The organism is Mycobacterium sp. NGS66, assembly GCF_059812225.1.
This window is the reverse complement of the sequence record NZ_JCALCG010000005.1, coordinates 151,762-178,528: the sequence shown is the minus strand read 5'-3', so window position 1 is coordinate 178,528 and position 26,767 is coordinate 151,762. Positions and strand designations below refer to the sequence as shown.

The window sequence follows — 26,767 nt, the reverse complement described above, 5'->3', positions numbered from 1 at the left end:
TCACTCGCCTTTCACGTTGAGTATTTGGCGCAGCTCGAAGTCGATCCTCACCAGCTCCCGTGCATCGTCCATCACCACGTCGATGTCCTTGTACGCCGCGGGGATCTCGTCGACCCATGCACTGCCGTGGCGGTACTCGATGCCCTGCATCGCCCGCGCGAGATCGTCGGCGGTGAAGCGTCTTCGGGCCTCGGTGCGAGAAAACCGCCGGCCCGCCCCGTGCGGGGCGCTGCACAGCCCGGCCTTGTTCCCGAGGCCGGTGACGATGTAGGAGCGGGTGCCCATGCTGCCCGGAATGACCGCCCGCACACCCTTGTTGGCGTTGATCGCCCCCTTGCGGGTAATCCAGACGTCCTTGCCGCCATGGTTTTCCACCGTCGAATAGTTATGGTGGCAATTCACCCGGTCCACCTCGATGGCGGCGGGGTCGTCGCCCATCCAATCGGCGAGCACCTGCCGGAAGCGGTCCATCATCTCGGCGCGGTTGGCCAGCGCGAACGCCTGGGCCCACTTCAATTCGTTGATGTAGCTGGTGAACTCACGCGTGCCCTGCGGCAGGTACGCCAGGTCCGGGTTCGGCAGCTTGATCCAGAACTGGGCCATCAGCTGCTGGGCTATCTTGATGTGACGGTTGGCGATCCGGTTGCCGACGCCGCGGCTGCCGGAATGCAGGAACATCCAGACGTGATCGTTGTTGTCCAGGCACAGCTCGATGAAGTGGTTGCCGCCGCCGAGGGTGCCGAGCTGAAGGCGCCAGTTAGGGGAGTGTCGCAGGTCGACTCTGCCCGAGTCTGCCTGGCGTTCAAGGGATTCGATGCGTGCTGCAGTGAAATCGAAGCGGTCCGCCCGGTCGTTGTAACCGCCCTTGCTCATCGGAATGGCAGCTTCGATGGACGCGCGTAGTTTCCCGAGCGGCAGATCGGCAATGTCGTCCTTGGTGTACCTGGTGCGCGCGGCGATCATGCCGCACCCGATGTCCACGCCCACCGCGGCGGGGATCACCGCACCCAGGGTGGGGATCACCGTTCCCACCGCCGAGCCCTTCCCGACGTGAGCGTCCGGCATCAGCGCCACGTGCGGATACACGAACGGCATCGAGGCGGTTTGCTTGGCCTGCTCGATCGTTCCCTCGTCGATCTGTGAGGCGAAGTTGAGCAACTTGTGCCCTGGGACAGCCAAGTCGCGCTTCATAACAACCAATCATGGCGCGCAGCCAGCAGGAAAGCTTCCGAATTTTTCCCGGCTCCGCCTAGCGCACCTGCGACCGCCCACGCTGCAGCACGGCCTCGCGGTTGGCCGCGATGTCGTCGCCGCTGGTCCGGAATTGCCTGGCCGCCATGGCTTCCAGCCACAGGCCCGCACTGGTCTGTGACTCGTCGATGCGATGGTATGACGCCAGCAACGCCCGCACCGCGTTCTGGTTGTTGCCGACGATGGTCGTCGCCACCTGACGCGCGGCGGTCAGCAGCTGGTCGTGCGGCACCACCTCGGTGACCAGGCCGGCCCGCAGCGCATCGGCGGCGGATAGATAGTCCCCGGTCAGGCTCATCCGCCTGGCCAGGCCGACCCCGACCTTCTGCGGTAGCCGAACACTCAGCCCCCAGGTGGGTAGCAGCCCGACCCGGGCGTGGGTGTCGGCGAACCGTGCCTGCTCCGACGCGATGACGATGTCGCAGTACAGGACCAGCTCCAGTCCACCGGTGACCGCGGCGCCGTTGACGGCGCCGATCACCGGTTTCGTCATCGCCGGCCAGCGCGGCGAGATATCCGGCAACGCCGTTTGTCCGCCCAGTTCCTTGAGGTCCAGTCCGGCGCAGAACACCGGGTCGGCGCCGGTGACGATGACGACGTCCACGCTGTCGTCGCTCTCCGCGTCGGCCAGCGCGCCGAAGAACCGGTCGCGCAGCGCCGCGGACAGCGCATTGCGGGATTGTGGCCGGTTGAGGGTCAGCGTGCGAACCCGTTCGTCGGTGGCGATCAGCAGGATGTCGTCGGTCATAGCGGCAACCGTAGCCAGGCTCGACAAGACCAGTATGCTTGCCATATGACCAGAATTATGACCGCTACCGAGGTGAAGGCAAGAATTCTCGCCTTACTTGACGAGGTCGCGGAGGGTGAGGAAATCGAGATCACCAAGCATGGCCGCACGGTAGCCCGGCTGGTGTCAGCGACCGGATCTCATCCATTGAAGGGCCGGCTGTCCGGGGTGGCCATGACGACCGCCGACGACGACGAACTCTTCACCACGGGGGTTTCCTGGAACGCTTCATGACAACGCTGCTGCTGGACACACACGTAGCGCATTGGTGGTCGGCCGAGCCGCACCGGCTCAGCCAGGCCGCAGCGCACGCCGTCGAACAGGCCGACGAACTTGCCGTCGCCGCGATCACCTGGTTCGAGTTAGCCTGGCTTGCCCATCACGAGCGCATTCGATTGACAATCCCAGTTCGGTCCTGGTTGCAGCAACTCGCCAGCCACCTGCGCACCGTCGGCATCACACCATCCGTGGCTGCGACCGCGGTTGACCTTCCCTCATCGTTCCCCGGCGACCCGGCCGACCGGTTGATCTATGCCACCGCGGTCGAACACGGCTGGCGATTGGTGACCAAGGACAAGCGGCTCCGAAATCATCGGCATCCGCGTCCGGTCACTGTTTGGTAGTTGCGCCTATCGTGAAACCCATGTGCCGAAACATCACCGAACTGCGCGGATTGCAGCCCGCGGCCACGCCCGAGGAGATCGCGGCGGCGGCGCGACAGTATGTGCGCAAGGTCAGCGGCATCACCCGCCCGTCGGCCGCCAACGCCGAGGCGTTCGAGGCAGCCGTCGCCGAGGTCACCGCGACCACGACGCGGTTGCTGCAAGCCCTGCCGCCGCGACGCCAGCCCCCCAAGTCCGTGCCGCCGTTGCGCCGGCTGGCCACCGGATGACGCAGGTCGCGACCGCACCCGCGCTCAAGGAGTGGAGCGCGGCGGTGCACGCGCTGCTCGACGGCCGTCAGCAGATCCTGCTGCGCAAGGGCGGCATCCACGAGAAGCGATTCGAAGTGGCCGCCCGCGAGTTCCTGTTGTTCCCGACGGTCGCGCACAGCCACGCGCAGCGCGTCCGGCCCGAACACCGTGACCTGCTGTCCGCGGCTGCCGCGGACAGCACCGACGAGCACGTGACGCTGCGTGCCGCCGCGAAAGTCGTTGCCGCACTTGACATTAACCGGCCAGACGGCCTACCGGAAATCGAGGATCTGCACATCTGGACCGCCGAGTCGGTGCGCGCCGACCGGCTCGACTTCCGGCCGAAGCACAAACTGGCCGTGCTGATCGTGCAGGCCATTCCGCTGCTCGAGCCGGTTCGAGTCGTCCGCACCCCGGAATACGCCGGCTGCGCCAGCTGGGTGCAGCTGCCCGTCGAACCCGCCTTGGGGGCGCCGATATACGGCGACGCGACGCTAGCGCAAGTCGCCGCCCGGGTCCGCGACGCCGTCGGCTGACCTGTCGACCGGCAGCACCAGCCGAGAACGTCCGAAGTGCACCGAATGGGTGACCGTCTGCACGTGCCGGGCCGTCAGCAGGGGCTCGTCGGTACCCAGATTGCGCGCGTAGCGCGGGAACCAGCTACCGGCCACCAACACCCGGATCCGGGAGCCGGCCCGGAACCGGTGCGCGGTGGCGTCGAGTTCAAGGCTGACGAGCCGTTCCCCGGGATCCGGCCGCCGATAGCAGTCGCTGACGTTGCGTGACCGGCCTTTCGCATCGACCTCACTGACCCGGACGAACAGGTCGACGTGCGGATTGTCCGAGGTGTGCTCCAACTCGACGACGGGGCTGCCGTACACCGGCAGGTCCTCGGTGAGAGTGGCGCTGGTGAAGGCGAGCACGTCGGGGCGGGCAGCCAGCCGGGTGTCGTTGCGGTAACCGCCGCGTGGGGACAGCAACGGGCCGCCGGTGGTGGGCGTCGGGTCGGCAGGGTCGTACCGAAACGTCGCGGGTGCGGCGTGCGGCTGCGGAGCGGTCTCGCCGAGGGCGGCGCCGGGCTGCAGGTACAGGATGTAATCGGTGGTGGCCGGTGGCCAGTCGGGCAAGTCGCGCCAGCCCTGATTGTTGACGAACACGCGCACGGCGCTGCTGCGCCGAATCGTCAGCGCGTCACCCAGGTGGGCATCCAGCCAGTCCAGTGATTCGCGGATGGTGATGGGCAGCGCCGCGAAGACCATGTCGACGTGTGCCCAGGGCCCGATGGTCAGGGCGGCGTCGACCCCGCGGCTGCGCAAGCGCCGGTACTGCTCGAGGGTTTGGCGCAGGAAGATGTCTTGCCAGCCGCTCTGCAACAGCACCGGCACCTGCACCCGGTCCAGTGCCGCGGAGCATTGCATCGGGTTCCAGAACGGGTCGTCGGCGCCGGGATGTTCGATCCACGTCTCGAACCAAGGTGCGCCCGCGCCCAGCATCCTGCGGGCCGACGTGCCGATCGGCAGCTCGCGGATCGTGCGTTCCACCCTGCGCGGCGCCGTCATCAACCGGATCCTGGCGCGGAGCTGATGCGGGTCTTCCTGGTGGCACACCAGGTCGCACCAACTCAGGCAATCGTTGACCGCGAAGGAACCGGTGCCCCACACCGCTTCCCCGAAATCATGCGGACCCACCGTGATGACGGACGCGGCGAGCTCGGGCGGCGGATCCTGCAGCAGTGCCCACTGGGTGAAGCCCAGGTACGACAGTCCGACCGTGCCGAATCGGCCGGTGAACCAGGGTTGTTCACGCAGCCACTCGACCGTGTCGTGGCCGTCGGCGGCCTCGTTCACCAGGGGCTCGAATACGCCGCCCGACCCGAACGTCCCCCGCGCGCTCTGCAGCACCACGTGGTATCCGCGGGCGGCATACAGCCGGCCGAACATCAGCGAGAACGGAAACTCACGCCCGTAGGGTCCGCGCGCCAACAGGATGCCGCGGGGGCGGGCGGTGGCCGGGACGTAGTGGTCGGCTACCAGCTCGACGCCGTCGCGCATGGGAATGCGGACGCTGCGCACTGTGTAGCGGTTGGTCGCGCGCGGCAACCCCAACAGCCGGCCCATCGCGGCGTCGCGGGCCCTCTTCGTCAAGTTGCGCGCCCGAACCTGCACAGCAGCCGGGAGGACTCAGAACTTGTAGAACGGGACGAGGTCGTTTGCGCGCTGCAGGTTGGTGGACATGCAGTCGACCTCGGGGTTCGAGTACACCGTCGAGAAGTACAACGCCTGCTGGAGCACCCCGTAGCTGGTCTTGAAGGCAACCATGCAGGAGAAGAACCAGAAGCTGTTGTGATAGGTGGGCTTCATCACCCAGTACTGGGCGGCGCGGTGCCCTTGGATGGTGGTTTCGAGCGCGTCGGCCGGCAACGTCTGCTCGTACGTACGCCAAACGATCGGTTCCACGGCCAGCTGATAGTTGCCCGCGTCGAAGTGGCAGCGCAGCCCGTCTTCGTGCTCGGGTGGCGTGAACGCCAGTCCCAGCCGCTGCACAACATCGAACGGGATGTCCTCACACGCGTCGAACGGGCGGGGGTCGGTGGTTGCCACGATGGGGCTCTTCATGGTGGTTTCCACCGGCATCGGGGTTCTGATCGGCTGCGCGGTGGACCGTAGTTGGACCGGCCCGCGTCCACCCGTCGCGGTCGGGGCGCCCTGCCAGCTCACCGTCCCCACCAGGACCGCTGCCACTACCGCGCCGAGCGCTCCGATCAGTCGCACCCTGGTTAACACGACACCCCCTGCGATCGGCGGTCCTTTGCCCGGACTATACAAGTCGGTTGCTCGCCGTCACAGTGAAACCAGAACTCGTGCCGGCCCGGCTAGCGTGCCGGTGTTGCTGCGGCCGGTCGTTAGGGTGGTTATCCGTGGGGCAAGAACCAGGGCGGCGGTTGACCAACGGCGGGCAGCCGACGTTGTGGGCGATCTCCGACCTGCACACCGGTCACACCGGCAACAAACCCGTCGCCGAGTCGCTGAACCCGTCGTCGCCGGACGATTGGCTGATCGTGGCCGGTGACGTTGCCGAACGCACCGACGAGATTCGCTGGACGCTGGACCTGCTGCGGCGGCGGTTCGCCAAGGTGATCTGGGTGCCGGGCAACCACGAGCTGTGGACCACCAGCCGTGACCCGAACCAGATCTTCGGCCGGGCGCGGTACGAGTACCTGGTCAACATGTGCGACGAGATGGGTGTGGTCACGCCCGAGCACCCGTTTCCGGTGTGGACCGAGCGCGGCGGCCCGGCCACCATCGTGCCGATGTTCTTGCTCTACGACTACAGCTTTCTGCCGCAGGGGGCGACCAGCAAAGCCGAGGGTATGGCCATCGCACGCCAGCGCAACGTGCTGGCCACCGACGAGTTCCTGCTCTCGCCGGAGCCGTACCACACCCGCGAGGCGTGGTGCCGGGAGCGGGTGGCCAGCACCCGCGCCCGCCTCGAACAGCTGGACTGGATGACACCGACGGTGCTGGTCAATCACTTTCCGCTGGTACGCGAGCCCTGCGACGCGTTGTTCTATCCGGAGTTCTCGCTGTGGTGCGGAACCACCAAGACAGCCGACTGGCACACCCGGTACAACGCCGTCTGCTCGGTCTACGGCCACTTACACATTCCCCGCACCACCTGGTACGACGACGTGCGATTCGAGGAGGTGTCGGTGGGCTATCCGCGCGAGTGGCGGCGACGCAAGCCGTACAGCTGGCTGCGGCAGGTGTTGCCGGATCCGCAATATGCGCCCGGTTATCTCAACGACTTCGGCGGGCACTTCGTGATCACTCCCGAGATGCGGGCGCAGGCGGCCCAGTTCCGGGAACGGTTGCGGCAGCGGCAATCTCGATGACGGCCGGCATGCTGGTGTCAGCCGTGCTGCCCGACGTGCGAGACATGGCGTACGCGGAGCTGTACACCGACCCGCCCGGGCTGTCCCCGCTGCCCGAAGAGGAGCCGTTGATCGCCAAGTCGGTTGCCAAGCGGCGCAACGAGTTCATCACCGCCCGCCACTGCGCCCGGATCGCGCTGGGTGAGCTCGGCCTGCCGCCGGTGCCGATCCTCAAGGGCGACAAGGGCGAACCGTGCTGGCCCGACGGCGTGGTGGGCAGCCTCACCCACTGCACCGGATATCGCGGCGCGGTGGTGGCACGCAGTAGCGCGGTGCGCTCGGTGGGCATCGACGCCGAGCCGCACGACGTCTTGCCCGACGGCGTGCTCGACGCGATCACCATCGACGAGGAACGCCACGAAATCGCCGCCCTGCCCGCGGGGCTGCACTGGGACCGAATCCTGTTCTGCGCCAAGGAAGCAACGTACAAGGTCTGGTTCCCGTTGACGAAGCGCTGGCTGGGTTTCGAAGACGCGCACATCGTTTTCGACGTCGACCCGGCGGGCCGGGGAAACACCGGCGACTTCGTCTCCAAGATCCTCATCGAGGGTGCCGCGCTGTCCGGTCCGCCGCTGACAGCGCTGCGCGGGCGCTGGTCGGTCGAGCGTGAACTGGTGCTGACCGCCATCGTGCTATGACCGCCGGTCTTGTCATCGTCGACAAGCCCGCCCGCATGACGAGCCACGATGTGGTGGGGCGGTGCAGGCGGATCTTCGGTACTCGCCGCGTGGGACACGCCGGGACGCTGGACCCGATGGCCACCGGCGTGCTGGTGATCGGGATCGACCGCGCCACCAAGATCCTCGGCCTGCTGACGGCGGCGCCCAAATCGTATGCGGCCACCATCCGGCTGGGCCAGACGACGTCCACTGAGGATGCCGAAGGCCAACTGTTGCACACGGTTTCGGCCGCACACCTGACCACCGAGGCGATCGGCGCGGCCATTGCGGGGCTGCGTGGTGACATCATGCAAGTGCCGTCGGTGGTCAGCGCCATCAAGGTCGACGGCCGCCGCTCCTACCGGCTGGTGCGCGAGGGTCACACCGTCGAGCTGAAGCCGCGGCCGGTGCGTATCGAGAGGTTCGAGCCGATGGCTCTTCGATGCGAGGGCCAACTGGTCGATGTGGACGTCGAGGTGGACTGCTCGTCGGGCACGTACATCCGCGCACTGGCCCGCGATCTCGGCGAGGCGCTCGGTGTGGGCGGGCATCTGACGTCGCTGCGGCGCACCCGGGTAGGGCGCTTCTCACTGGACCAGGCGTATTCGCTGGACGAGCTGGCGGAGCGGCCCGCGCTGAGCCTGACCCTCGACGAAGCCTGTCTGCTGCTGTTTCCGCGTCGCGAGTTGACCGCCGAGGAAGTCGCGGCGGCCGGCAACGGGCGTTCCCTTGCGCCAGGCGGCATCGAGGGCGTCTACGCCGCGTGCGACCCCGACGGGCGGGTGATTGCGCTGCTGCGTGATGACGGCGCACGGACCAAGCCCGTGGTGGTCATCCGCCCCGCGACGATGCAAGAGGGTGTTTGAAAGCATCAAATCCAAGTCCGTCTCGCTCATTCCCCTCGCCTATGGACGTGGCCGTGGACGCCGAACGCGTATCGGCGACAACCCAGCGCGGAACCGGACCTCCGCGACTACGACCTACACATATCCATGTCTACCCAGCCGGTGTAATGCACTGCGGGCCAGCGGCGCCATGATGCGCACGACGTTCGCGTAGCGGGTCGGCATCAGCGTGGCGGCCAGATAGGCCAGTCGTGCGTCGAGACCGACCAGGATCCGGGCGTGATCAGCCGCAACACCGCGATGAATGATCTCGGCGGCCCGCTCCGGAGACGTTCGGGCAAGGGCCTCGAAATCGTGGTGGAACGCCTCGAGGTCGGGATTCCCCAGCGGATCCACCCGGACTCTGCCCTTGCGGGTGATGGGTGTTCGCACTCCGCCGGGGTGGACGGTGATCGCCCGGACACCGGTCCCGTGCAGCTCCTGGCGCAGCGCCTCGGTATACCCGCGAACCGCGAATTTCGCTGCGCAATAGGCACTCTGGGTGGGAAAGGCGCACAGTCCCAGGATGCTCGAGATGTTGACAATGGCACCGGAACCCTGGCTGACCAGGTGTGGGAGAAAAGCCCGGGTGCCGTGGACGACGCCCCAGAAGTTGATATCCATCAACCACTTGTCGTCTTCGTAGTCCGCCTGCGCCGCCCACTGGGTGACCACCACGCCGGCGTTGTTGACGATGACGCCCAGCGGTGCCGGCGCCCATCCGGCGACCTCGTCGGCCCAACACAGCTGCGCATCGCGGTCGCGGACGTCGAGCACACGGCTGAGCACCGGTGGGCTCACCAAACCTGTCGTCTCCTTGAGCCCGGCCTCGTCCCAGTCGCTGAGCGCCAGCGGACAGCCGTGCCGGGACAGGCGTACTGCCAGAGCTCGGCCGATGCCCGAACCGGCGCCACTGATCGCCGCCGTGCGTCCGCTGACGGCAAGGCGTTCGCTCATGCCGCGGCCCCGGTCGGTGCATCGGTCCGGCGCCGAATAACCATAGGCAGGCCGCCTTTCGGACGAAGCGTGGTGAATCCCTCCTCGACGACCGAGTGGCCCGGCACCGCATCGAGGACGAACCGCTGGCTCGTTCGCGCCGCGATCAAAACGGTTTCCATCATCGCGAACTGAGATCCGATGCAAATCCGGCGACCGCCCCCGAACGGTACATATGCCCCCTTGGGCCGGTCACTACCGGCACCGGGCAGAAAGCGGGTGGGGTCGAAACGTTCTGGCTCGGGCCAGGTATCGGGATTGCGATGCAGCCGGTGGGTCAGCACGACGACGATCGTGCCGCGCTTGATGCGGTAGCCATTCAGGTCGTCCTCGGCGGTGGCTCGCCGCATCGACAGGTAAACCGGCGGGTGGATACGCATGGCCTCGCAGATACACGCCTTGGTCCAAGGCAACCGATCGACGTCGACGAAGGTGGGACTTCGGCCCTGCAGAGTGCTGTCGACTTCGTCGAGCATCCTTTTCCGGGCAGTCGGATTGACTGACATCAGATGCCAGAACCAGGCCATCGCCGTTGCCGTGGTCTCATGCCCGGCGGCCAGGAAGGTCGCCGACTGCTCAAGGATCTCGTCACGGCTGAGGGCGTATCCGCTGGTCTCGTCCCGAGCGGCGAGTAAGAGGCCGAGGAAATCGGCTGCTTGCGTCGCGTCGCTCGCATCGCGCTGATCGATGCGTTCGGCCATGATCGCGTCAAGTTCGCGAAGGCGACGCGCTATCCGCCTGGCCCGCCAATGGGCGGCGGCCGCGGCTGCCATGGTCATGCCCGGCAGCGCCTGGAGCAGCCAGGTGAACGGTGAGTTTCCGACCAGCAGCATGTCTTCGAGTACCTGCGTGATGCCTTCGCCGACCATGGCCACCTCGGCGTCGGATAGTTGCGTTCCGAACATCGTCTCCGCAGCGATCTGCAGTGCCACGACCATCATTTCGTGCGCTACGTCGATCCGGGCACCGTCCGGGTGGGCCGACCACCCGTCAAGCATGCTGTTTGCGTGATCGACCATGGTGTTCGCGAACGGCTCGAGGTGTCGGCGAGCGAACAGCGGATTGAGCATCCCGCGGTCGCGCTTCCAGCGTTCACCGCGGCTGGTGACCAGGCCACGGCGTAGCCCCAGAGCGGGCACGTCGTACTCCTGATCCTTGACGTATACGTCCTGTTTGCGTAGGAAGACCTGCTCGACGTCTTCGGGTCGGTCCACCAGCACAATGTCCACCACGCCGGGTATCGCCAATCGGGCAGGCGATCCCGTCGTGTCGAACAGCACGCTGAAGGCCGGCATCATGTCCTGGCGGGCGGCTCGCAGCAGCCGGGGAACCGCCCTGAGCGGCAACGCCGTCGGCCGGGGCAGAGTGCGCTGGGCCCGTAAATCACAAGTCATGTCATGCGCCTTTCGGTACTGGTTCGGGAATCGTGCGCTTCGCGGCTTGCAGGTCGAAGTCGTCGGGATCGAAGCGTCGGGTCCGCCTGCGGTAGTTGAAGCTCCAGTCCGGCCACAGGCCCGCATTACGGGTGCCGTCGGCGGTGGTGTAGTACCCCGAGCAGCCGCCGCGCAGCCAGATGGTTTTCTGGCTACGCCGCTCGGCTTCGGCCACGAAATTTTCCTGCGCTTGCGGTTTCACTTCGAAGGTGCCGACCCGGTGGCGTCGCATCCATGTCAACGCGTCGACGATGAACCCGAACTGTGCTTCCAGCATGTAGATGAACGATTGGTTGGCCGCGCCACCAAACGGACCCGAGGTGAACAAAAGGTTTGGAAAACCAGACACCGCGGTGCCTAGGTAGCCCTGCGGACGACCGTCGTACGCGTCGGCGAGCGGTCGACGCCGCCGACCGATGATGTCGTCAGCCAGGGGATGACGCAGCGAGAACCCGGTGGCGAGCACGATCACATCCACCCGGTGTCCGGTGCCGTCGGTCGTGACAATGCCGTGGCGCCGGATTTCGCTGATCGGTTCGGTCACCAGCTCGACGTTCGGCCGGTTGAAGGTCGGCAGGTAATTCGAGCTGACTGCCGCGCGTTTGCAGCCGATCCGGTAGCTGGGCGTGAGTTTGCGGCGCAGTGCTGGGTCGGGTACCTGGATCCGCAGGTGTCCGCGGGCCACCGCCTCGAACAGGTAGGCAAATCGATTGTCGACGAAGTTGAAGGTGCCGTAGCTTTCGTAGATCAGGTACTGCAGGAGGCGAATACTTTTGCGTAGCAGTGTGATTCGTGCAAGCCGATGTTCCAATGATGAGGTGCTCCAGTCGAATCGGGGCATGATCCAGCACGGCGTGCGCTGGAATACCCGCAGCTGAGACACCAGCGGCTGGATTTCTGGAATGATCTGCACCGCAGACGCGCCGGTGCCGATGACGGCGACCCGTTTTCCCGAGAGATCGTAGTCGCGGTCCCACGCGACGCTATGCATCGTCTTGCCGGCGAAGGTGTCCAGCCCGGGGAACTCAGGCGTGACGGGGCGACCAAACGGGCCAACCGCGCTGATGACGATATCGGCTGTCATCGGACCCTGGGTGGTGTCCAGATTCCAGCGGCCGGCGCCGTCGTCCCAACGGGAACTGAGCATCTCGCAGCCGAACCGAACATCGCGGGTCACGTCGTGGCGGGCCGCCACAGTACGCGCGTAGTCCAGTATCTCGTCACGATTGCCATATATCCGCGACCAATTTGGCTTCGGTTCGAAGGAGAACGAATACAGATGCGATGGCACATCGCATGCGCAGCCCGGATAGTTGTTCTGCTGCCAGGTCCCGCCGACGTCCCCGGCCCGCTCAAGCACCAAGATGTCGTCAAATCCTGCCTCGCGCAGCTTGATGACCAGCCCGATACCGCCGAAACCGGCGCCGATGATCGCGATATGACGATGTTCGGTCATTAAGCAATCACCTGAGCGGTCATAAAATCCGTTAGGGAACAAGCGAATTCGTCGACAGCGGTATCTGCTGCGGCTAGCAGTCCCGCCATCAGGTGGAAGACGTGCCACATCCCGGTGTGCTCGCGGTAGCGAACGATGACGCCTGCCTCGCGTGCTCGCCGCGCCAGGTCGCGGGCGCCGGCAACGATCAGATCGTTGGACGCTGCGTCGATTACTAGCGGGGGCAGGCCGTTCAGGGCGGCACGCGCCGGTGAGACGTCGGGCTGGTTAGGGTCTGAACCGGCGCAGTAGGCCGCCGCGAAACGGTGGACCAGACTCTTGGTCAGAACGGGATCCCGGGTGCGCTCGTCGAGTTCTTGCAGCGCCTCGGTCCCGACATCACAGGCCGGACAGATCAACCCGAGGACCGCGGGTAATGGGATGCCCGCATGCCGCGCACGCAGCGCGCACACCAACGCAAGTGCGGCGCCCGCCGAATCACCCGCGACCGCGATCTGCTCACCAGGCCAGTCATCGTTTAGCAGCGCGCGGTAGGCCGTCATCATGTCTTCGATGGCTGCGGGATAGGGATGCTCTGGGGCGAGGCGATAGTCCACCGAGTAGACCGCCGCGTTCATCGCGGCGGACAGCCGTCCGGTGAGGGCCCAGTGCGTGCGTGGCGAACCTGTGGTGTAGCCGCCGCCGTGCAGGTAGAGCACGGCGCGGCGCGGTTGACCGATCGGCGGCCGGCTGACCTCCGCTGGCACGCCGTCCAGGCAGGTCTGCTCCAGGATTATTGACCGCGGCGCCCCCGGCCAGGCCGTAATCCAATGCAGCCGTCGACGAATCTGCGGCCAGTCGCGGCCGCCGGAGAAGGCCCACCTCGAAACGGTGCGCACACCGGGCGCCACCACAGCGCGGGGTAGCGGAACTGACACGAATGCCACGGTATGGCCCGCCGAACAACGCCGGAATGATCTGGACGGACGTCGATTTGATATGTTCGGACACATGCGGGTCGACGGTGACCGCCCAGGCGCGGAATGGGACGTCCCGCGGCCGGTGGCGACGTGCCGACACCTCTTGGCGGCGGCGCGACTCCATGAAATCGGCACAGCAGTATGCTTGGCCGGCACGGACTTGACGGTCGCCGACCTCGAGAACAACGCAACGGAGGTACAAGCCGGCCAGGAGCTTGGGATGGTTCGGAATGTTCTTGCCTGCGTTGATGATCCGCACGAGTTCGCTCGCGATGTCGGGCTTCAGTACAACTTTGCGAACATGGGGATCCTCGGTTACGCACTGTTGGCCAGTCCGACTATCGGCGATGCGGTCAACGTTGCCTGCCGATACGCGACTTTGTCCTCGACGTTCCTCCGTCTAATTCGTCACGACACACCCGCCGGCGCCGTCATCGAGTTCGACAACAGCCAGGTTCCCGCGGATGTGCGGGAGTTCATGCTCGAACGCGACATGTTCGCCATAACCAATCTAGCGCCGCTGTTGATCGGGCAACTGGAATCGGATGTGGGCCTGAAGGTTGAGCTGGGGGGCATCGACTTGCCGGTAGACCGGCTCGAGTTTCCCGGGTTGACAATCGATTTCGATAGATCGTCGACGCGCAGCGCTATCACGATCCCCACCGAGGTGCTGGTGCTCGCGATGCCGGCCGCCGATGCTGTGACCGCCGCAGCGTGCGTGCAGCAATGCGAAGATCTGTTACAAGAACGCCGCCAGCGCAGGGGGATGGCCGCGTTGGTGCGCGCCCGCCTAATCCGAGATCCCGGTCGGCTGCCATCGATGGCCACGATCGCCAAGGAATTCTGCGTCACCGAGCGCACGCTGCACCGCCGCCTCGCGGCTGACCACACCAGTTATCGGGCACTCGTCGACGAGATCCGCGCCACGCTCGCAGCAGCCCTGCTCGAATCGGGCCTCACCGTCGAGGAAACAGCTCGCCAACTCGGGTATTCGGAGACGGCTGCGTTCAGCCGCGCCTTTATGCGATGGAGCGGCAAACCGCCTAGCATGCATCGAGGGCGCGAACACTACCTGTCGTCGGGCAGCAGTCGGAACGCCTGAGCGCCGGTCAGAGGAGTGAGTGCGCGGAAATCTCGACGGTCAAGCGTGAGCACCGTGTCGGTTTCGTACTGTTCGGCAAGCACGACGGAGACCGCGTCGGTGAGGTCGAGGCGCAAAGCGTCATAACGGTTTTGGATACTTCGCGCTGTCCGCAGTGTTGGTGCCGAAACAGCGGGGATGGCAACGCGGCCGGTACGCTCCTGCGCGAGTAGCCAATCGTTGATCGCAAGTGCCTCCCGCCGACCGACATTTCGGGTGGTGACGTGTTCGATCTCGAGAAATACCAACGGGGAGATGACGGTGAGTGCCGCCTCGATCAGGACCTTGCGCGCCGCCGTGTGTTCCGGGTCAGCGGTGTTGAACGCTGCCAAGAGCCCGGAAGTGTCTCCGACGACGATCATCGCGCGCTGTCTGCAGCCTCGTCTGCCACGGCCTGGTGGATCTCCTCAGCGCTCACCGCATGTCCAAAATCCAGCGTGGGAATGTCCCATTTCTCGGGCCAGCGACGTGCCCTCAGTGCGGCGAGGTGGAAGGCTTCGCGAAAGTACTCCGACTCGGGTCGCCCCTCACGCTCGGCCGCTTCCTTGATCACCGCAAGGTCGTTCTCGTCGACCATGACTGTCGTCTTCTTGAGCGCCATATGGTTATGGTACCAGTGCCATAACATCTCTCGAATCGGCATTTACATGCAATACTGCATGTATTTCCGTCTCTGGCATTAGGATGAACGCCGGAAAGGCGGGTTAGCGGTGGTGACGAATGGCGAGGGCGGTGCAGCGCGGCGCACCCAGGCGGAGCGCAGCGCGGCGATGCGCACCCGTCTGCTTGACGCGACGGTCGAATGCCTGGTTAGCCACGGATACGCCGGAACGACAACACCGCGCATTGCCGAGATGGCCGGAGTCACCCGTGGAGCCCAGGTCCATCACTTCGGGTCGAAGGAAGACCTAGTGGTAGCGGCCATCGAGCACCTGGCACAACAGCGGGCTCAAGCCGCTATTCGTGAACTCGGCCGCCTGCACGACAGCCCGGACCGGGTGTCGGCGATGCTGGACTTCATGTGGGAGGTCCACCAGGGCCCGCTATTCATTGCGACAATGGAACTTTGGGTTGCCGCCCGCACCGATCGGGTGCTGGCGCAACAGATCGAACGAGTGGAACCCGTCGTCACCAGCGCGCTGATTGCCGCGATCGCCCATGTGCTGCCGGAGCACCCGGCGCCCACGGAGCTCGCGAACCTCCTCTACACCGCAATGGATACGCTGCGCGGCATCCTGGTGGCGAGCTTCGTCGACCAAAACACCGAACGTGCCCGGCGAAGGTGGGACCGCGCCTGCACCCATCTGCGCGAGATCGTCAGCGCAGCCTTGCCGCCGCTGCCCTGAACGCCGCTGCACTGAACGCCGCGCCACTCCGCCGCGCGTAATCGCTCGATGCAGCAAAAGCGCTTGTTCGTGGCCATCCCAAAAACAGCGCCCTTGCGAAGATACACACACGCCTGTATGTTTTTGTCCACGAGGGGCCAAGTCCGCTGATGGGAGTGTGATGTCAAACAAGGTCTACGTCGTCGGCGTCGGCATGACGAAGTTCGAGAAGCCAGGCCGCCGTGAGGGCTGGGATTACCCCGACATGGCCCGGGAGTCGGGCACCAATGCGCTGAAGGACGCCGGTATCGACTACCGCCAGGTTGAACAGGCCTATGTCGGCTACGTATACGGCGAATCCACGTCCGGACAGCGCGCCGTCTATGAGCTGGCGATGACCGGCATCCCGATCGTCAACGTCAACAACAACTGCTCGACCGGATCGACGGCGCTCTACCTTGCCGCCCAAGCGATTCGCGGTGGGCTGGCGGACTGCACAATCGCGCTCGGGTTCGAAAAGATGAAACCCGGCTCGCTCGAGTCGACCTACGACGACCGGGCACAGCCGATGGAAAAACACATCCTGGCGATGGCCGAGATTTCCGAGGTTCTCTTCCCGCCGGCGCCATGGATGTTCGGGGCGGCGGGTCGCGAGCACATGAAGCAATACGGCAGCACCGCAGAGCATTTCGCCAAAATCGGATACAAGAACCACAAACATTCGGTGAACAACCCCTATGCACAGTTCCAGGAGCAGTACACGCTGGACGACATCCTGGGCGCACGGATGATCTACGACCCGCTGACCAAGCTGCAGTGCTCGCCGACCTCCGACGGCTCGGGTGCGGCGATTCTGGCCTCGGAGAAGTTCGTCGACAAGCACGGACTGGCCGGGCAAGCGGTCGAGATCGTCGGGCAGGCGATGACCACCGACTTCGCCGACAGCTTCGACGGCACCTGCAAGGCGCTGATCGGATACCACATGAATGTGGCTGCGGCACAACGGGTGTACGAGCAATCCGGGTTAGGACCAGAGGATTTCCAGGTCATTGAACTGCACGACTGTTTCTCGGCCAACGAACTTTTGCTGTATGAGGCACTGGGGCTTTGTGGCGAGGGTGAGGCCGCCAAGCTGATCGACAACAACGACACCACCTACGGCGGACGTTGGGTGGTCAACCCGTCCGGCGGATTGATCTCCAAGGGACATCCGCTGGGCGCGACCGGTTTGGCGCAGTGTGCCGAGTTGACCTGGCAGCTGCGCGGCAGCGCCGACAAACGCCAGGTCCAGGGCGTCACCGCGGCGCTGCAGCACAACATCGGGCTCGGCGGCGCCGCCGTCGTCACCGCCTACCAGCGTGCCGAGCGCTGAAAACCAACCAACCACCAACGAATTAGGGAGCAACTGCCATGGGACACATCGAAGCCACCAAAAAACTGTCGTCCACCCCGGAAGCGCTGTGGGCGATCGTGGCGGATCTTCCCAACTGGGACAAGTGGTTCACCGTCCACGAGAAGTGGCTGAGCGACGTGCCGGAGACGATCACTCCGGGCACCACGCTCACCGCGAAGATCGTCATGCTCGGCATGGCCAACAAGATCGAATGGAAGATCGAGCGGATGGACGCGCCGACCGCGTTCGCCCTGTCCGGAACCGGAATGGCCGGGGTCAAAGCCCGGTTCGACTTCACGCTGACGCCGACGGGTGACGGCACGGAATTCAGCGTGGCCGGCGACTTCGAGGGCGCCCTGGTCAAAGGGGCGCTGGCCAAAGCGGTCGAAAAGGACGGCGCCAAGCAGCTCGACAAGACGTTGGAGCAACTCGACGCGCTGGCCTCCGCGGGGGTTTGAAATGTCCGATGAGGACTTGGCATTCGACGACGACGGTCTGGACAAGTGGACCGACGAGGACCGCTTCGAGGTCACCCGCGAGCGGCTTGTCGAATACGCGAAGGCGACCAACGACCCGATCCCGGCGCACCTGGCCGGCGACGTGGCCCCGCCGGTATTCGCGATCGTGCCGGTATTCGAGTCACTGATGACCCCGACCGTCGACGTCGCACCGGTGGAGCTGATCCCGCGGGTAGTGCACGGCGAGCAGGACTTTCATTTCCACCGGCCGATCCGCCCCGGCGACACGTTGGTGTCCCGCGGCAAGATGATCGGCTACGAGGGGTTGGAGAAGGGGACCCGCGCGGCGGTCTACCTCGAATGCCGCACGCAGGACGGCGAATTGGTCAACGAGCAGTACGTGACCTGCTTCTTCCGCGGCCACAACGCGGGCAAGAAGGTCGGTGAGCTGAGCCCCACCCACAGGTTCGACGACGCATTGCGCGCTCTGCCGCCGCTGGCCAAGATCGTCCAGCATGTCGATGCCGACCAGACATTCCGTTACTCACCGGCCGCGGGCGACCCGATGCCGATTCACCTGGACGAGGAGGTCGCGAAAGACGCTGGGCTGCCCGGCATTATCGCCCACGGTTTGTGCACCATGGCGTTCACTTCGTGGGCGGTGCTCACCGAGGTCGGTGGATCTGACGTAGAGCGGCTCAAGAGGTTTGCGGTGCGGTTCTCCAAGATGGTCTTCCCCGGGGATGATTTGGAGACCCGAATCTGGCGGACCGGTCGTACCGGTGACGCGACGACGTACGCATTCGAGACCGCGCGAAACGGCGAGTCCGGCGAGGAACTCGCCATCACCGACGGCCTGGCCGTCATCGCCGACTAGACGATGTAAGCCGACTAGACAAATTACGGAGTAGACACATGGGAGCTTTGGACGGACGGATCGCCGTCATCACCGGCGCCGGTCGCGGCATTGGCCGCGAGCACGCGCTGCTGTTCGCCCGCGAGGGAGCCATGGTCGTCGTCAACGACCTCGGCGGCAGCAACACGGGCGAGGGCGCGGACACCGGACCGGCACACGAAGTCGTCGACGAGATCGTCGCCGCCGGAGGCAGGGCCCTCGCCAACACGGAGAACATCGCCACCTGGGAGGGCGCGCAAAGCGTTGTGCAACAGGCCATCGACGAGTTCGGCGGCCTGGACGTTCTGGTCAACAACGCCGGGATCCTGCGGGACAGCTTCATCGCCGGGATGGAGGAATCGGCGTGGGATGCCGTCCTGGCTGTGCACCTCAAGGGGCACTTCGCGATGCTGCACCACGCCGCCGCCTACTGGAAGGCGCAGAGCAAGGCCGGTAACCAGCCCAACGCCGCCGTCGTCAACACCGCGTCGGGATCGGGGTTGACGATCGCGAACGCAGGACAGGTGAACTACGGAGCGGCGAAGGCGGGAATCGCCGCGATGACGTTGGTCGCGGCGGAGGAGTTGGAACGATACGGCGTGCGCGTCAACGCGATTGCGCCGATCGCGCGCACCCGGCTGACCCTGGCGACGCCCGGCATGGGCGAGCTGATGGGCGCGCCGGAGGACGGCGGGCTGGACCTGTTCAGCCCGGCTAACATCTCGCCGCTAGTGGCTTACCTGGCCTCGGAGAAGTGCCCGCTTACCGGGAAGGTGTTCGCGGTGCAGGGTGGCGCGATCTCCGAGCTGGCCGGCTGGCATGACGTGAAGACCATCGAAACTGACGGCCTGTGGCTGATCGACGACATCGCAACGAGGCTGCAGTCATAGCCACCGCCGACGATGCGGAACGCAGTGACGAGGAGGAGGCGGAATAGAAATGATCGAATGGTCGGAATCCGACGAGCTCATTCGCGAGAGCGTGCGCGAGTTCATCGACAAGGAGATCCAGCCGTATCGCGACGGGCTGGAAAGCGGCGAGCTGTCGCCGTACCCGATCGCGCGCAAGCTGTTCAGTGAGTTCGGTTTGGATGTGGTTGCCGCCGAAGCGATCAAGACGCTCCTGGATAAAGAGCGCGCCAAGCAAGCCGAACCGGAGCAGCGTGCATCGGGTGGGCTGGGCGACATGGGCGCCCAGGCGTCGATGGCCGCCGTGCTGGTGTCCGAACTGGCAGGGGTCAGCATCGGGCTGCTGAGCACCATCGGGGTCAGCCTGGGTCTCGGCGCGGCCACCATCATGAGCCGCGGCACCCTGGCGCAGAAGGAACGTTGGCTGCCCGAGCTGGTGACGCTGGAGAAGATCGCGGCCTGGGCCATTACCGAACCCGATGCGGGCTCGGATGCGTTCGGCGGCATGAAGACGACGGTCAAACGTGACGGTGCGGATTACATCCTCAACGGCCAGAAAACGTTCATCACCAACGGGCCGTACGCCGACGTGCTGATCGTCTACGCCAAGCTCGACGAGGGCGACCCGGCGGTGGACCGGCGCAACCGGCCGGTGCTGACGTTTGTCCTCGATTCGGGTATGCCGGGCCTGACCCAGGGCAAGGCGTTCAAGAAGATGGGCATGATGTCCTCGCCGACGGGCGAGTTGTTCTTCGACAACGTACGGCTCACGCCGGATCGGCTGCTGGGTGAGACCGAACGGCACACCAGCGGCGACGGACGGGAAAGTGCCCGAGCGAACTTCGCCGCTGAACGGATAGGCGTCTCGTTGATGGCGTTGGGGATCATCAACGAATGCCACCGGCTGTGCGTGGACTACGCCAAGACCCGCACGCTGTGGGGCAAGAACATCGGGCAATTCCAGCTGATCCAGCTGAAGCTGGCCAAGATGGAGGTGGCCCGGATCAACGTGCAGAACATGGTGTTTCAGACCTTGGAGAAGCTGCAGGCCGGCAAGATGCCGTCGCTGGCGGAGGCCTCGGCGATCAAGCTGTACTCGTCGGAGGCCGCGACCGATGTCGCAATGGACGCCGTTCAGTTGTTCGGCGGCAACGGCTATATGGCCGAGTATCGGGTCGAACAACTGGCCCGCGACGCCAAGTCGCTGATGATTTACGCCGGCACCAACGAAGTTCAGGTGACCCACATCGCCAAGGACCTACTGGCCGGATGATCACCGCAGCCCGGGCCGACTATGGCGGTGTCGGCACCCGGGTGCTCTCGGTGCCGGGCAGCGGGACGCCGATCGTTCTGCTGCACGGCTACGCCGACAGCGCCCAGACGTGGCGGCCGGTACTTACCCGGTTGGCGGCGGCCGGCCGCCACGCCATCGCGGTCGACCTGCCCGGTTGCGGGCAGGCGGATGCGCGGCGGTCCGGGCCGCTGGTGGCGCAATTCGATGATTTCGTCGACGCAATCCTCGCCGACACCGGTCCGGCGGTGCTGGTGGGCAACTCACTGGGTGCCGCGACCGCGGTGCGTGCGGCCGCCCGCAATGCAGACTTGGTGAAAGCACTTGTGGTGCTGAATGATCCGCTGAACGCACGGCACTGGATCGCCCGGCTCGCCCGCCGGCGCGAGATCTCGGCCGGGTTCTGGTCACGGGTGGGGCGCATCCCGATATCGCCGACGGCGCTGCGCTGGGCGACCGGGCGCGCCGTGCCCAAGGTGCTCTACGGACCGGGGGCTATCGTCGATCCCGAAGTCGTCGCGTATTGGACGCAGTTAGTATCAGGGGCCTCCGATGTCGCGACGTTGGGACGCGACGCTTTCCGCTACGCCCATGAAGCCCTCGGCGCGCACCGCGGGCTGCGGATCAGCTGCCCGACGGTGATCGTGCATGGCGCGCGTGATCGCATCATCCCGGTACAGTCGAGTCGCGTTCTGCACCAACAGATCCCGGGCAGCGAGCTGGTGATCCTGCCCCGCTCCGGACATTGCCCGCAGCTGGATAACCCGGACCAGGTCACCCGGCTCATCCTGAACATTTCATCGATGCAACAGCCGGAAATCCACTGGTAAGTAAGGGGAGCGCAGGTGCCTGTCGAGAAGATCCGTGACTACGTCAACAGCGCACGCGTATTGCTGCGCAGTGGGATCGTCGAGCCGCAACGCCCCGATCACATCGCGCGGTCGCTTATCAGTTTTCGCCGCTATGGGCCGTTCGCCGGGGTGGTTAACCATGCCGCCGTGCGGTATGGCAACTCGCCGGCGATCCTCGACGAGTGGGGTGTGCTGAGCTTCCGGCAACTCGACGAGCGGTCCAATGCGCTGGCGCGCGGGCTGATTGGCCTCGGAATTGGCGCGGGCGATGTGATCGCCGCACTGTGCCGCGACCATCGCGGACTAGCCCTGACCGTGATAGCGGCCAACAAGGTCGGCGCGCGACTTGTCCTGATGAACACCGGCTTTGCCAAGCCACAGTTTGCCGACGTCGCCGCACGCGAGGGTGTGAGCGTCGTGTTGATGGACAGTGAGTTCGCCGATCTGCTCGACGCGATACCGGCAGAGATACCGCGCATCCTTACCCGGATCGACGACGAGGATGCTGCGAAAGCCAACGGTGCCAAGACAATTGACAACCTCATCGAAGGCCAACCGACGACCCCGGTGCCCTCACCACCGCGGCCCGGCGGCATAGTGTTGTTGACCAGCGGTACCACCGGAACTCCCAAGGGCGCGCCGCGGGACCGTGTCGATCCGCTGCAATCGGCACAACTGCTGGACCGCATACCCTGGCCCGCGCGCGAAACCTTCTGTGTCGCAGCACCGATGTTCCATGCAACCGGATTGGCCGTATTCAGCCTCGGCCTTGCGCTGGGCAACCGGGTGGTGTTGCAGCGGCGTTTCGATCCGGAGAAAACTTTGCAGCTCATTGCGAAGCACCGGGTGACCACCGTGGTCGTGGTGCCGACGATGCTGCATCGCATCGTGGAGTTGGGTCCCGAAGTGCACGCGAAGTATGACCTGTCGTCGGTGCAGATCATCTTCGCCGCGGGGTCCTCGCTATCGCCCGATCTGTGTAAGCGCACCGCGGAGATCTTCGGTGACGTGCTCTACAACCTCTACGGTTCGACCGAGGTTTCCATCGCCGCGGTCGCCACGCCACAAGAACTGCGCGAGGCACCGGGGACGGTCGGCAGGCCACCGGTCGGCTGCCGTGTTGCGCTCTATGATCAAGAGCGCCAGCGGATTACCGAACCGGGGGTCACCGGAACAATTTTTGTCTCCAGCGGTCTGAGCTTCCAAGGGTATACCGGCGGCGGGCACAAGGAGATGGTCGACGGCCTGCTGTCCACCGGCGACGTCGGGCATTTCGACGAGAACGGCCTGTGGTACGTCGACGGTCGCGACGATGACATGATCGTCTCCGGCGGCGAGAACGTCTTCCCGCTGGAGGTCGAGAACCTACTCGCCGATCGCGACGACGTCAGTGAGGCAGCGGTCATCGGTGTCGATGATGCTGACTTCGGGAAACGCCTGCGCGCCTTCATCGTGCCGGCATCGTCGTGCAACCTCGATGCCGACGAGATCAAGGCCTATGTCAAAGCAAATCTGGCTCGCCACAAGGTTCCCCGCGACGTGGTGTTTGTCGACGAGCTGCCGCACAACGCGACCGGCAAGCTACTCCGAAACCAGCTGGCCGAGAGGTAGGCGAAAGTCAGGAGGACACTGCGGGTTTCCGGTCTTCGGCCAGGTCGGCCTGCCGAATCGCGGCGCGCAATCGGGCGCTGCGGGCCATCAGCGGTTCGGCGAGCGCGATGGTCGTTCGTAAGGCGAGCAGCACCGGCAGGTAACGCGGCGCGTAGACCCACCGCGCCCTGGCCTTGATCCCGGCCACGATGGCTCGGGCCGCATCATCGACGGGCGCGGGTTCGCTGAACCACTTTGGCAGTGGAGCCAGGATCGCTTCGAGTCCGGTGCCACCCAGCAAGTCGTCGCGCACCATTCCGGTGTCGATCAGACCGAAGTAGGCGACACCGGCGCTGGCACCGGTTTCGGTGAGTTCCATCCGCAACGACCTGCCCAGCGCTTCGGCACCCGCTTTGCTCACGCCGTACGCGGCGATGGTCGGCGTGGGAATCGCCGCTGCCGCCGAGGCGATTACGAGTACGTAGCCGTGCCGCTCGATCACCGACGGCAGCGCGGCACGCACCGTGCGAGCCACTCCGAAGACGTTCACGTCGATAACCTTCTCGAATGCGTCAGTACCTAGCGCCGCGAATGTCGCTACCGGCCCGACGATTCCGGCGTTGGCAACCACCACATCGATACCGCCGAAATGATCGATGATGAGTGATATCGCGCGGTCGACGGCAGCGGCGTCGCAGACATCCGCGAGAAACGGCGCTGCGCGTCCGCCCAGCGATTCCGCAACGCGCTGAACCGCTTCCTTGTCGCGGTCGACGAGTGCCACCCGGGCGCCCTCGGCGACCAGCTGCCTGGCGGTGGCTTCCCCGATACCCGCTGCGGCGCCGGTGATCACCACTACCTTGTCCGTGAGATTCGCTCGGTTCGCGAGGCGCAGCCGTCTAAGTGCCATGGCTGAAGACTACGAAGCGCCAGTGCGGCGCGGAATGCGGGAATCGGACACCGATTTGATATTTTCCGACGCATGGCCGATTCCGGTGCGAACTGGGATTTCCCGCGCTCTCCGGACGCCAGCCGGCACCTGCTCGAGACCGCCGAAGCGCACGGCATCGGCGCCGCAGCGATCCTCGCGGGAACGGGTCTCACCGCGGCGCAACTCGCCGACCCCGCCACAGTCGTCCAAGCTCGGCAGGAGCTGGCGATCGTGCGCAACCTGCTGCAGCACGTCGACGATCCGACGGGGCTGGGGATCGAAACCGGGCTGCGGTACAGCCTTGCCAGCACCGGAATCCTCGGGTATGCGTTCCTCACCAGTCCCACCGTGCGTGACGCTGTCACCATCGGCAGACGATTTGCGACCCTGAGCTCGATTTTCCTCGACGTCGTCATGCACGAATCCGACGAGGGGCTGGTGCTGGAATTCGATGCGAGCCAGATCCCGCCCGATGTGCGCCGGTTTCTGCTGGACCGTGACTTGGCGGCCATCGCGCATATCGCGCCGTTGCTGGTCGGAACGTCAGATTCCGTAGCGGGCGTGAAAATCGAGCTGCCGGAATCCGATTTCCCGCTCGACCTGTTGGCGGCCACTGGGGTCTCGTTCTCCGTCGCGGCTGCCGCCCCACGGACCGCGATCACCATCCCCCGTGCGCTGCTGGACCAGCCGATGCCGGCCGCGGATCCGGACACCGCGGCGACGTGCATCGCGCAATGCGAGGAATTGCTTGACCGGCGCCGCCATCGTGGCGGATTCTCGGCACAGCTACGGGCCCGCCTGATCAAGGATCCGGCGCAGATGCCGTCGATGGCTGTCGTCGCCCGTGAGTTCGCGGTGACCGAGCGGACCTTGCACCGTCGGCTGGCCGCGGAGAACACCAGCTTTCGCAGCTTGGTGGACGAGGTCCGGGAAACTCTCGCCGTCGAACTGCTCGGCAATGACCTCACCGTCGAAGAAGTCGCGCGTCGACTCGGCTACGCCGAAACCGCGGCGTTCACCCACGCGTTCACCCGGTGGCGGGGACACCCGCCGAGTCGGCTGAACCGTCGATAGTTCGTCCGGACGATGGACCTCCGACGTCTGGTTCTATCAAATACGTGACCGGTTTGCGCATTCCGCAGCAGCTGGACCCGCACTTAGCTTGGGTGCATGAGTAGTGGCAAGCGGAGGCGCATGCCGTCGGTGGCGATCATCGGGGCCGGCATGTCCGGCATCTGTGTGGCGATCAAGCTGCGCCAGGCCGGAATCACCGACACAACGATCTACGAGAAAGCCTCCGAGGTCGGCGGAACGTGGCGCGACAACACCTACCCCGGGTTGAGCTGCGATGTCCCCTCCCGGTTCTACCAGTTCACCTTCGCCACCAACCCGAACTGGAGCCATTTCTTCTCCCCGGGCGCGGAGATCCAGTCCTACTTCACCAAGATCGCCGACGACTACGGTCTGCGCGATCAGATCCGGTTCGACACCGAGATCGTCGATGCCATGTTCACCGAGCACAAGTGGCGGCTGCGTACGGCCGCCGGCGACGAGCATGAGGTCGACTTCCTGATCTCGGCGGCCGGGGTCCTGCGCGAACTGCGCTACCCCAGTATCGAGGGGCTTGCTGACTTCGACGGTGCGATCATGCATTCGGCGCGGTGGGACCACTCGGTGGAGACGACCGGCAAGCGGGTCGCGGTCATCGGCACCGGCTCGACCGGGGTGCAGCTCGTGTGCGGATTGGCGCCGACTGTCCAGCGGCTCGAGCTGTTCCAGCGCAGCGCGCAGTGGGTGTTTCCGCTCCCGAACCCGTCGTACTCGAGGGTGACCGACCGGATCCGAAAGCGGCTGCCGGTGTTGGGCCCCCTTGCCTACCACACCTACCGGAATGCTTTCGAACTCCTGGCGCATGCGCTGGTGCGGCCCGGCTGGCAGCGCACCCTGCTCAGCCAGGCGTGTCGGGCTAACCTGCGCACCGTGCGCGACCCGGAACTGCGGCGCAAGCTCACCCCCGACTACCAGCCGATGTGCCGGCGGCTGATCATCTCCGCCGGCTTCTACCGGGCGATGCAACGCGAGAACGTCGACCTCGTGACCGAGGGCATCGACCACATCGAGCCACGCGGCATCGTCACCGCGGACGGTGTGCTGCATGAGGTGGATGTCATCGCCCTGGCCACCGGTTTCGACGCGCACGCCTACATGCGGCCGATGCGGCTGACCGGCCGCGACGGCGTCACGATCGACGACGCGTGGAGTGACGGGCCGCGGGCCCACCTCACCGTGGCGATACCGGGATTCCCGAACATGTTCATGCTGATGGGCCCGAACAGCCCGTTCGGCAACTACTCGCTGACCGCCGTCGCCGAGACGCAGGCCGAGCACATTCTGGGCTGGATCCAACGGTGGCAAGACGGACAGTTCGACTCGATCGCACCCACCCAAGCCGCCACCGACGCGTACTACACCCAGATACGCGAGGCGATGCCGAACACCGTCTGGACGACCGGATGCACCAGCTGGTACCTGGGTGCCGACGGCCTGCCCGAACTGTGGCCCTGGACCCCGACGCACCATCGCGCCTGTCTCGGTGAACCACCCGTTCTGGACAACTATGAACTGCGATCCGCGGTCGGCAGCGCGACGGCAAGCACTCGCTGATGGCCATCCACGTCCCGCCGCTGACATGCTGGCTCTCCGCAAGCAGAGTAG

29 protein-coding genes are annotated in these 26,767 nt (G+C 65.5%); 18 read left to right on the top strand and 11 right to left on the bottom strand.

The genetic code is table 11. From position 1 onward, the window contains the following. Together AC5Y2L_RS12550 and AC5Y2L_RS12545 are read right to left on the bottom strand one after the other, a co-directional pair. The gene (locus AC5Y2L_RS12550) at positions 1-1,191 is read right to left on the bottom strand and encodes an RtcB family protein (protein WP_499934801.1); all 1,191 of its coding nucleotides are present in this window, start codon (positions 1,189-1,191) and stop codon (positions 1-3) included. Positions 1,192-1,249: 58 nt separating this feature from the next. After that, positions 1,250-1,999 (bottom strand): enoyl-CoA hydratase, encoded by a 750-nt coding sequence (locus AC5Y2L_RS12545; protein ID WP_499934799.1) that lies wholly within the window; start codon positions 1,997-1,999, stop codon positions 1,250-1,252. A gap of 57 nt (positions 2,000-2,056) precedes the next feature. Here AC5Y2L_RS12545 and AC5Y2L_RS12540 point away from each other — a divergent pair, with 57 nt between their 5' ends. Genes AC5Y2L_RS12540 through AC5Y2L_RS12525 form a run of 4 tightly spaced genes read left to right on the top strand, consistent with a single transcriptional unit; the run spans position 2,057 to position 3,487 of the window. Further along, positions 2,057-2,272: a type II toxin-antitoxin system Phd/YefM family antitoxin gene (locus AC5Y2L_RS12540; RefSeq protein WP_499935033.1), complete on the top strand. Its 216-nt coding sequence runs from the start codon at positions 2,057-2,059 to the stop codon at positions 2,270-2,272. Further along, the gene (locus AC5Y2L_RS12535; RefSeq protein WP_499934798.1) at positions 2,269-2,661 is read left to right on the top strand and encodes a type II toxin-antitoxin system VapC family toxin; all 393 of its coding nucleotides are present in this window, start codon (positions 2,269-2,271) and stop codon (positions 2,659-2,661) included. Before AC5Y2L_RS12540 ends, AC5Y2L_RS12535 begins: the two co-directional genes overlap by 4 nt. Positions 2,662-2,681: 20 nt before the next feature. Next, positions 2,682-2,930: a DUF2277 domain-containing protein gene (locus tag AC5Y2L_RS12530; protein ID WP_499934797.1), complete on the top strand. Its 249-nt coding sequence runs from the start codon at positions 2,682-2,684 to the stop codon at positions 2,928-2,930. Continuing rightward, positions 2,927-3,487 (top strand): DUF1802 family protein, encoded by a 561-nt coding sequence (locus AC5Y2L_RS12525; RefSeq protein ID WP_499934795.1) that lies wholly within the window; start codon positions 2,927-2,929, stop codon positions 3,485-3,487. The genes AC5Y2L_RS12530 and AC5Y2L_RS12525 overlap by 4 nt, the downstream gene beginning before the upstream one ends. On the opposite strand, the gene AC5Y2L_RS12520 is transcribed toward AC5Y2L_RS12525, so the two are convergent. After that, positions 3,446-5,068 carry a CocE/NonD family hydrolase gene (locus AC5Y2L_RS12520; RefSeq protein WP_499935032.1) on the bottom strand — a complete coding sequence of 541 codons (1,623 nt, stop codon included), beginning with the start codon at positions 5,066-5,068 and terminating at the stop codon, positions 3,446-3,448. The genes AC5Y2L_RS12525 and AC5Y2L_RS12520 overlap by 42 nt on opposite strands. 63 nt (positions 5,069-5,131) lie before the next feature. Continuing rightward, positions 5,132-5,734 carry a DUF3558 domain-containing protein gene (locus AC5Y2L_RS12515; RefSeq protein WP_499934794.1) on the bottom strand — a complete coding sequence of 201 codons (603 nt, stop codon included), beginning with the start codon at positions 5,732-5,734 and terminating at the stop codon, positions 5,132-5,134. Between the two features lie 134 nt (positions 5,735-5,868). On the opposite strand from AC5Y2L_RS12515, the gene pptH reads away from it, so the two are divergent. From pptH to truB, 3 genes are read left to right on the top strand one after another with little or no spacing between them, the layout of a single operon-like run. Next, complete coding sequence (pptH, locus tag AC5Y2L_RS12510) at positions 5,869-6,843, top strand: ACP phosphodiesterase PptH (protein WP_499934793.1); 975 nt, start codon at positions 5,869-5,871, stop codon at positions 6,841-6,843. After that, entirely contained in the window at positions 6,840-7,520 is a 681-nt protein-coding gene (gene pptT / locus AC5Y2L_RS12505) for a 4'-phosphopantetheinyl transferase PptT (RefSeq protein WP_499934791.1), read from the top strand. Before pptH ends, pptT begins: the two co-directional genes overlap by 4 nt. Next, on the top strand, positions 7,517-8,407 hold the full coding sequence (gene truB, locus AC5Y2L_RS12500) for a tRNA pseudouridine(55) synthase TruB (protein WP_499934790.1): 891 nt from the start codon (positions 7,517-7,519) through the stop codon (positions 8,405-8,407). The genes pptT and truB overlap by 4 nt, the downstream gene beginning before the upstream one ends. Before the next feature lie 114 nt (positions 8,408-8,521). On the opposite strand, the gene AC5Y2L_RS12495 is transcribed toward truB, so the two are convergent. From AC5Y2L_RS12495 to AC5Y2L_RS12480, 4 genes are read right to left on the bottom strand one after another with little or no spacing between them, the layout of a single operon-like run. Further along, positions 8,522-9,382, bottom strand: a complete 861-nt coding sequence (locus AC5Y2L_RS12495; protein WP_499934788.1) for an SDR family NAD(P)-dependent oxidoreductase — start codon at positions 9,380-9,382, stop codon at positions 8,522-8,524. Further along, positions 9,379-10,815 (bottom strand): cytochrome P450, encoded by a 1,437-nt coding sequence (locus AC5Y2L_RS12490; protein ID WP_499934787.1) that lies wholly within the window; start codon positions 10,813-10,815, stop codon positions 9,379-9,381. Before AC5Y2L_RS12490 ends, AC5Y2L_RS12495 begins: the two co-directional genes overlap by 4 nt. Position 10,816: 1 nt before the next feature. Further along, a complete protein-coding gene (locus tag AC5Y2L_RS12485; protein WP_499934785.1) occupies positions 10,817-12,310 on the bottom strand; it encodes a flavin-containing monooxygenase in 1,494 nt (497 codons plus the stop codon). Continuing rightward, complete coding sequence (locus tag AC5Y2L_RS12480; RefSeq protein ID WP_499934784.1) at positions 12,310-13,227, bottom strand: alpha/beta hydrolase; 918 nt, start codon at positions 13,225-13,227, stop codon at positions 12,310-12,312. Before AC5Y2L_RS12480 ends, AC5Y2L_RS12485 begins: the two co-directional genes overlap by 1 nt. 187 nt (positions 13,228-13,414) lie before the next feature. Here AC5Y2L_RS12480 and AC5Y2L_RS12475 point away from each other — a divergent pair, with 187 nt between their 5' ends. After that, positions 13,415-14,371, top strand: coding sequence for an AraC family transcriptional regulator (locus tag AC5Y2L_RS12475; protein WP_499943978.1), 957 nt, complete (start codon positions 13,415-13,417; stop codon positions 14,369-14,371). Here the strand turns inward: AC5Y2L_RS12475 and AC5Y2L_RS12470 are convergent. Continuing rightward, entirely contained in the window at positions 14,338-14,772 is a 435-nt protein-coding gene (locus AC5Y2L_RS12470) for a PIN domain-containing protein (protein WP_499934781.1), read from the bottom strand. The two genes, AC5Y2L_RS12475 and AC5Y2L_RS12470, sit on opposite strands and share 34 nt — an antisense overlap. After that, on the bottom strand, positions 14,769-15,011 hold the full coding sequence (locus AC5Y2L_RS12465) for a ribbon-helix-helix protein, CopG family (protein WP_499934780.1): 243 nt from the start codon (positions 15,009-15,011) through the stop codon (positions 14,769-14,771). Before AC5Y2L_RS12465 ends, AC5Y2L_RS12470 begins: the two co-directional genes overlap by 4 nt. Positions 15,012-15,180: 169 nt before the next feature. On the opposite strand from AC5Y2L_RS12465, the gene AC5Y2L_RS12460 reads away from it, so the two are divergent. From AC5Y2L_RS12460 to AC5Y2L_RS12425, 8 genes are all read left to right on the top strand, one after another. Continuing rightward, on the top strand, positions 15,181-15,756 hold the full coding sequence (locus AC5Y2L_RS12460) for a TetR/AcrR family transcriptional regulator (protein WP_499935030.1): 576 nt from the start codon (positions 15,181-15,183) through the stop codon (positions 15,754-15,756). Positions 15,757-15,916: 160 nt separating this feature from the next. Further along, on the top strand, positions 15,917-17,107 hold the full coding sequence (locus AC5Y2L_RS12455) for a lipid-transfer protein (RefSeq protein WP_499934779.1): 1,191 nt from the start codon (positions 15,917-15,919) through the stop codon (positions 17,105-17,107). 38 nt (positions 17,108-17,145) lie between these two features. Further along, positions 17,146-17,586, top strand: coding sequence for a type II toxin-antitoxin system Rv0910 family toxin (locus AC5Y2L_RS12450; protein WP_499934777.1), 441 nt, complete (start codon positions 17,146-17,148; stop codon positions 17,584-17,586). A gap of 1 nt (position 17,587) precedes the next feature. Then, positions 17,588-18,463: a MaoC/PaaZ C-terminal domain-containing protein gene (locus tag AC5Y2L_RS12445; RefSeq protein ID WP_499934775.1), complete on the top strand. Its 876-nt coding sequence runs from the start codon at positions 17,588-17,590 to the stop codon at positions 18,461-18,463. Between the two features lie 38 nt (positions 18,464-18,501). After that, positions 18,502-19,371, top strand: a complete 870-nt coding sequence (locus AC5Y2L_RS12440; RefSeq protein ID WP_499934774.1) for an SDR family oxidoreductase — start codon at positions 18,502-18,504, stop codon at positions 19,369-19,371. A 49-nt stretch (positions 19,372-19,420) separates the two neighbouring features. After that, positions 19,421-20,662, top strand: coding sequence for an acyl-CoA dehydrogenase family protein (locus tag AC5Y2L_RS12435; RefSeq protein WP_499934773.1), 1,242 nt, complete (start codon positions 19,421-19,423; stop codon positions 20,660-20,662). Beyond that, the gene (locus AC5Y2L_RS12430) at positions 20,659-21,510 is read left to right on the top strand and encodes an alpha/beta fold hydrolase (protein ID WP_499934772.1); all 852 of its coding nucleotides are present in this window, start codon (positions 20,659-20,661) and stop codon (positions 21,508-21,510) included. The genes AC5Y2L_RS12435 and AC5Y2L_RS12430 overlap by 4 nt, the downstream gene beginning before the upstream one ends. Before the next feature lie 15 nt (positions 21,511-21,525). Continuing rightward, positions 21,526-23,142, top strand: coding sequence for an acyl-CoA synthetase (locus tag AC5Y2L_RS12425; protein WP_499934770.1), 1,617 nt, complete (start codon positions 21,526-21,528; stop codon positions 23,140-23,142). Positions 23,143-23,149: 7 nt separating this feature from the next. On the opposite strand, the gene AC5Y2L_RS12420 is transcribed toward AC5Y2L_RS12425, so the two are convergent. Continuing rightward, positions 23,150-24,031 carry a short-chain dehydrogenase/reductase gene (locus AC5Y2L_RS12420; protein WP_499934769.1) on the bottom strand — a complete coding sequence of 294 codons (882 nt, stop codon included), beginning with the start codon at positions 24,029-24,031 and terminating at the stop codon, positions 23,150-23,152. 72 nt (positions 24,032-24,103) lie between these two features. Here AC5Y2L_RS12420 and AC5Y2L_RS12415 point away from each other — a divergent pair, with 72 nt between their 5' ends. Together AC5Y2L_RS12415 and AC5Y2L_RS12410 are read left to right on the top strand one after the other, a co-directional pair. After that, a complete protein-coding gene (locus tag AC5Y2L_RS12415; protein WP_499934767.1) occupies positions 24,104-25,126 on the top strand; it encodes an AraC family transcriptional regulator in 1,023 nt (340 codons plus the stop codon). Between the two features lie 96 nt (positions 25,127-25,222). Beyond that, complete coding sequence (locus AC5Y2L_RS12410) at positions 25,223-26,716, top strand: flavin-containing monooxygenase (protein ID WP_499934766.1); 1,494 nt, start codon at positions 25,223-25,225, stop codon at positions 26,714-26,716. Positions 26,717-26,767 lie beyond the last annotated feature (51 nt).

Bases quoted from the DNA above. Each gene is read 5' to 3' on its own strand.
- AC5Y2L_RS12550 (WP_499934801.1), bottom strand. From the start codon at position 1,191: ATGAAGCGCGACTTGGCTGTCCCAGGGCACAAGTTGCTCAACTTCGCC.
- AC5Y2L_RS12545 (WP_499934799.1), bottom strand. From the start codon at position 1,999: ATGACCGACGACATCCTGCTGATCGCCACCGACGAACGGGTTCGCACG.
- AC5Y2L_RS12540 (WP_499935033.1), top strand. From the start codon at position 2,057: ATGACCGCTACCGAGGTGAAGGCAAGAATTCTCGCCTTACTTGACGAG.
- AC5Y2L_RS12535 (WP_499934798.1), top strand. From the start codon at position 2,269: ATGACAACGCTGCTGCTGGACACACACGTAGCGCATTGGTGGTCGGCC.
- AC5Y2L_RS12530 (WP_499934797.1), top strand. From the start codon at position 2,682: ATGTGCCGAAACATCACCGAACTGCGCGGATTGCAGCCCGCGGCCACG.
- AC5Y2L_RS12525 (WP_499934795.1), top strand. From the start codon at position 2,927: ATGACGCAGGTCGCGACCGCACCCGCGCTCAAGGAGTGGAGCGCGGCG.
- AC5Y2L_RS12520 (WP_499935032.1), bottom strand. From the start codon at position 5,068: ATGGGCCGGCTGTTGGGGTTGCCGCGCGCGACCAACCGCTACACAGTG.
- pptT (WP_499934791.1), top strand. From the start codon at position 6,840: ATGACGGCCGGCATGCTGGTGTCAGCCGTGCTGCCCGACGTGCGAGAC.
- truB (WP_499934790.1), top strand. From the start codon at position 7,517: ATGACCGCCGGTCTTGTCATCGTCGACAAGCCCGCCCGCATGACGAGC.
- AC5Y2L_RS12495 (WP_499934788.1), bottom strand. From the start codon at position 9,382: ATGAGCGAACGCCTTGCCGTCAGCGGACGCACGGCGGCGATCAGTGGC.
- AC5Y2L_RS12490 (WP_499934787.1), bottom strand. From the start codon at position 10,815: ATGACTTGTGATTTACGGGCCCAGCGCACTCTGCCCCGGCCGACGGCG.
- AC5Y2L_RS12485 (WP_499934785.1), bottom strand. From the start codon at position 12,310: ATGACCGAACATCGTCATATCGCGATCATCGGCGCCGGTTTCGGCGGT.
- AC5Y2L_RS12470 (WP_499934781.1), bottom strand. From the start codon at position 14,772: ATGATCGTCGTCGGAGACACTTCCGGGCTCTTGGCAGCGTTCAACACC.
- AC5Y2L_RS12465 (WP_499934780.1), bottom strand. From the start codon at position 15,011: ATGGCGCTCAAGAAGACGACAGTCATGGTCGACGAGAACGACCTTGCG.
- AC5Y2L_RS12460 (WP_499935030.1), top strand. From the start codon at position 15,181: ATGCGCACCCGTCTGCTTGACGCGACGGTCGAATGCCTGGTTAGCCAC.
- AC5Y2L_RS12455 (WP_499934779.1), top strand. From the start codon at position 15,917: ATGTCAAACAAGGTCTACGTCGTCGGCGTCGGCATGACGAAGTTCGAG.
- AC5Y2L_RS12450 (WP_499934777.1), top strand. From the start codon at position 17,146: ATGGGACACATCGAAGCCACCAAAAAACTGTCGTCCACCCCGGAAGCG.
- AC5Y2L_RS12445 (WP_499934775.1), top strand. From the start codon at position 17,588: ATGTCCGATGAGGACTTGGCATTCGACGACGACGGTCTGGACAAGTGG.
- AC5Y2L_RS12440 (WP_499934774.1), top strand. From the start codon at position 18,502: ATGGGAGCTTTGGACGGACGGATCGCCGTCATCACCGGCGCCGGTCGC.
- AC5Y2L_RS12435 (WP_499934773.1), top strand. From the start codon at position 19,421: ATGATCGAATGGTCGGAATCCGACGAGCTCATTCGCGAGAGCGTGCGC.
- AC5Y2L_RS12430 (WP_499934772.1), top strand. From the start codon at position 20,659: ATGATCACCGCAGCCCGGGCCGACTATGGCGGTGTCGGCACCCGGGTG.
- AC5Y2L_RS12420 (WP_499934769.1), bottom strand. From the start codon at position 24,031: ATGGCACTTAGACGGCTGCGCCTCGCGAACCGAGCGAATCTCACGGAC.
- AC5Y2L_RS12415 (WP_499934767.1), top strand. From the start codon at position 24,104: ATGGCCGATTCCGGTGCGAACTGGGATTTCCCGCGCTCTCCGGACGCC.
- AC5Y2L_RS12410 (WP_499934766.1), top strand. From the start codon at position 25,223: ATGAGTAGTGGCAAGCGGAGGCGCATGCCGTCGGTGGCGATCATCGGG.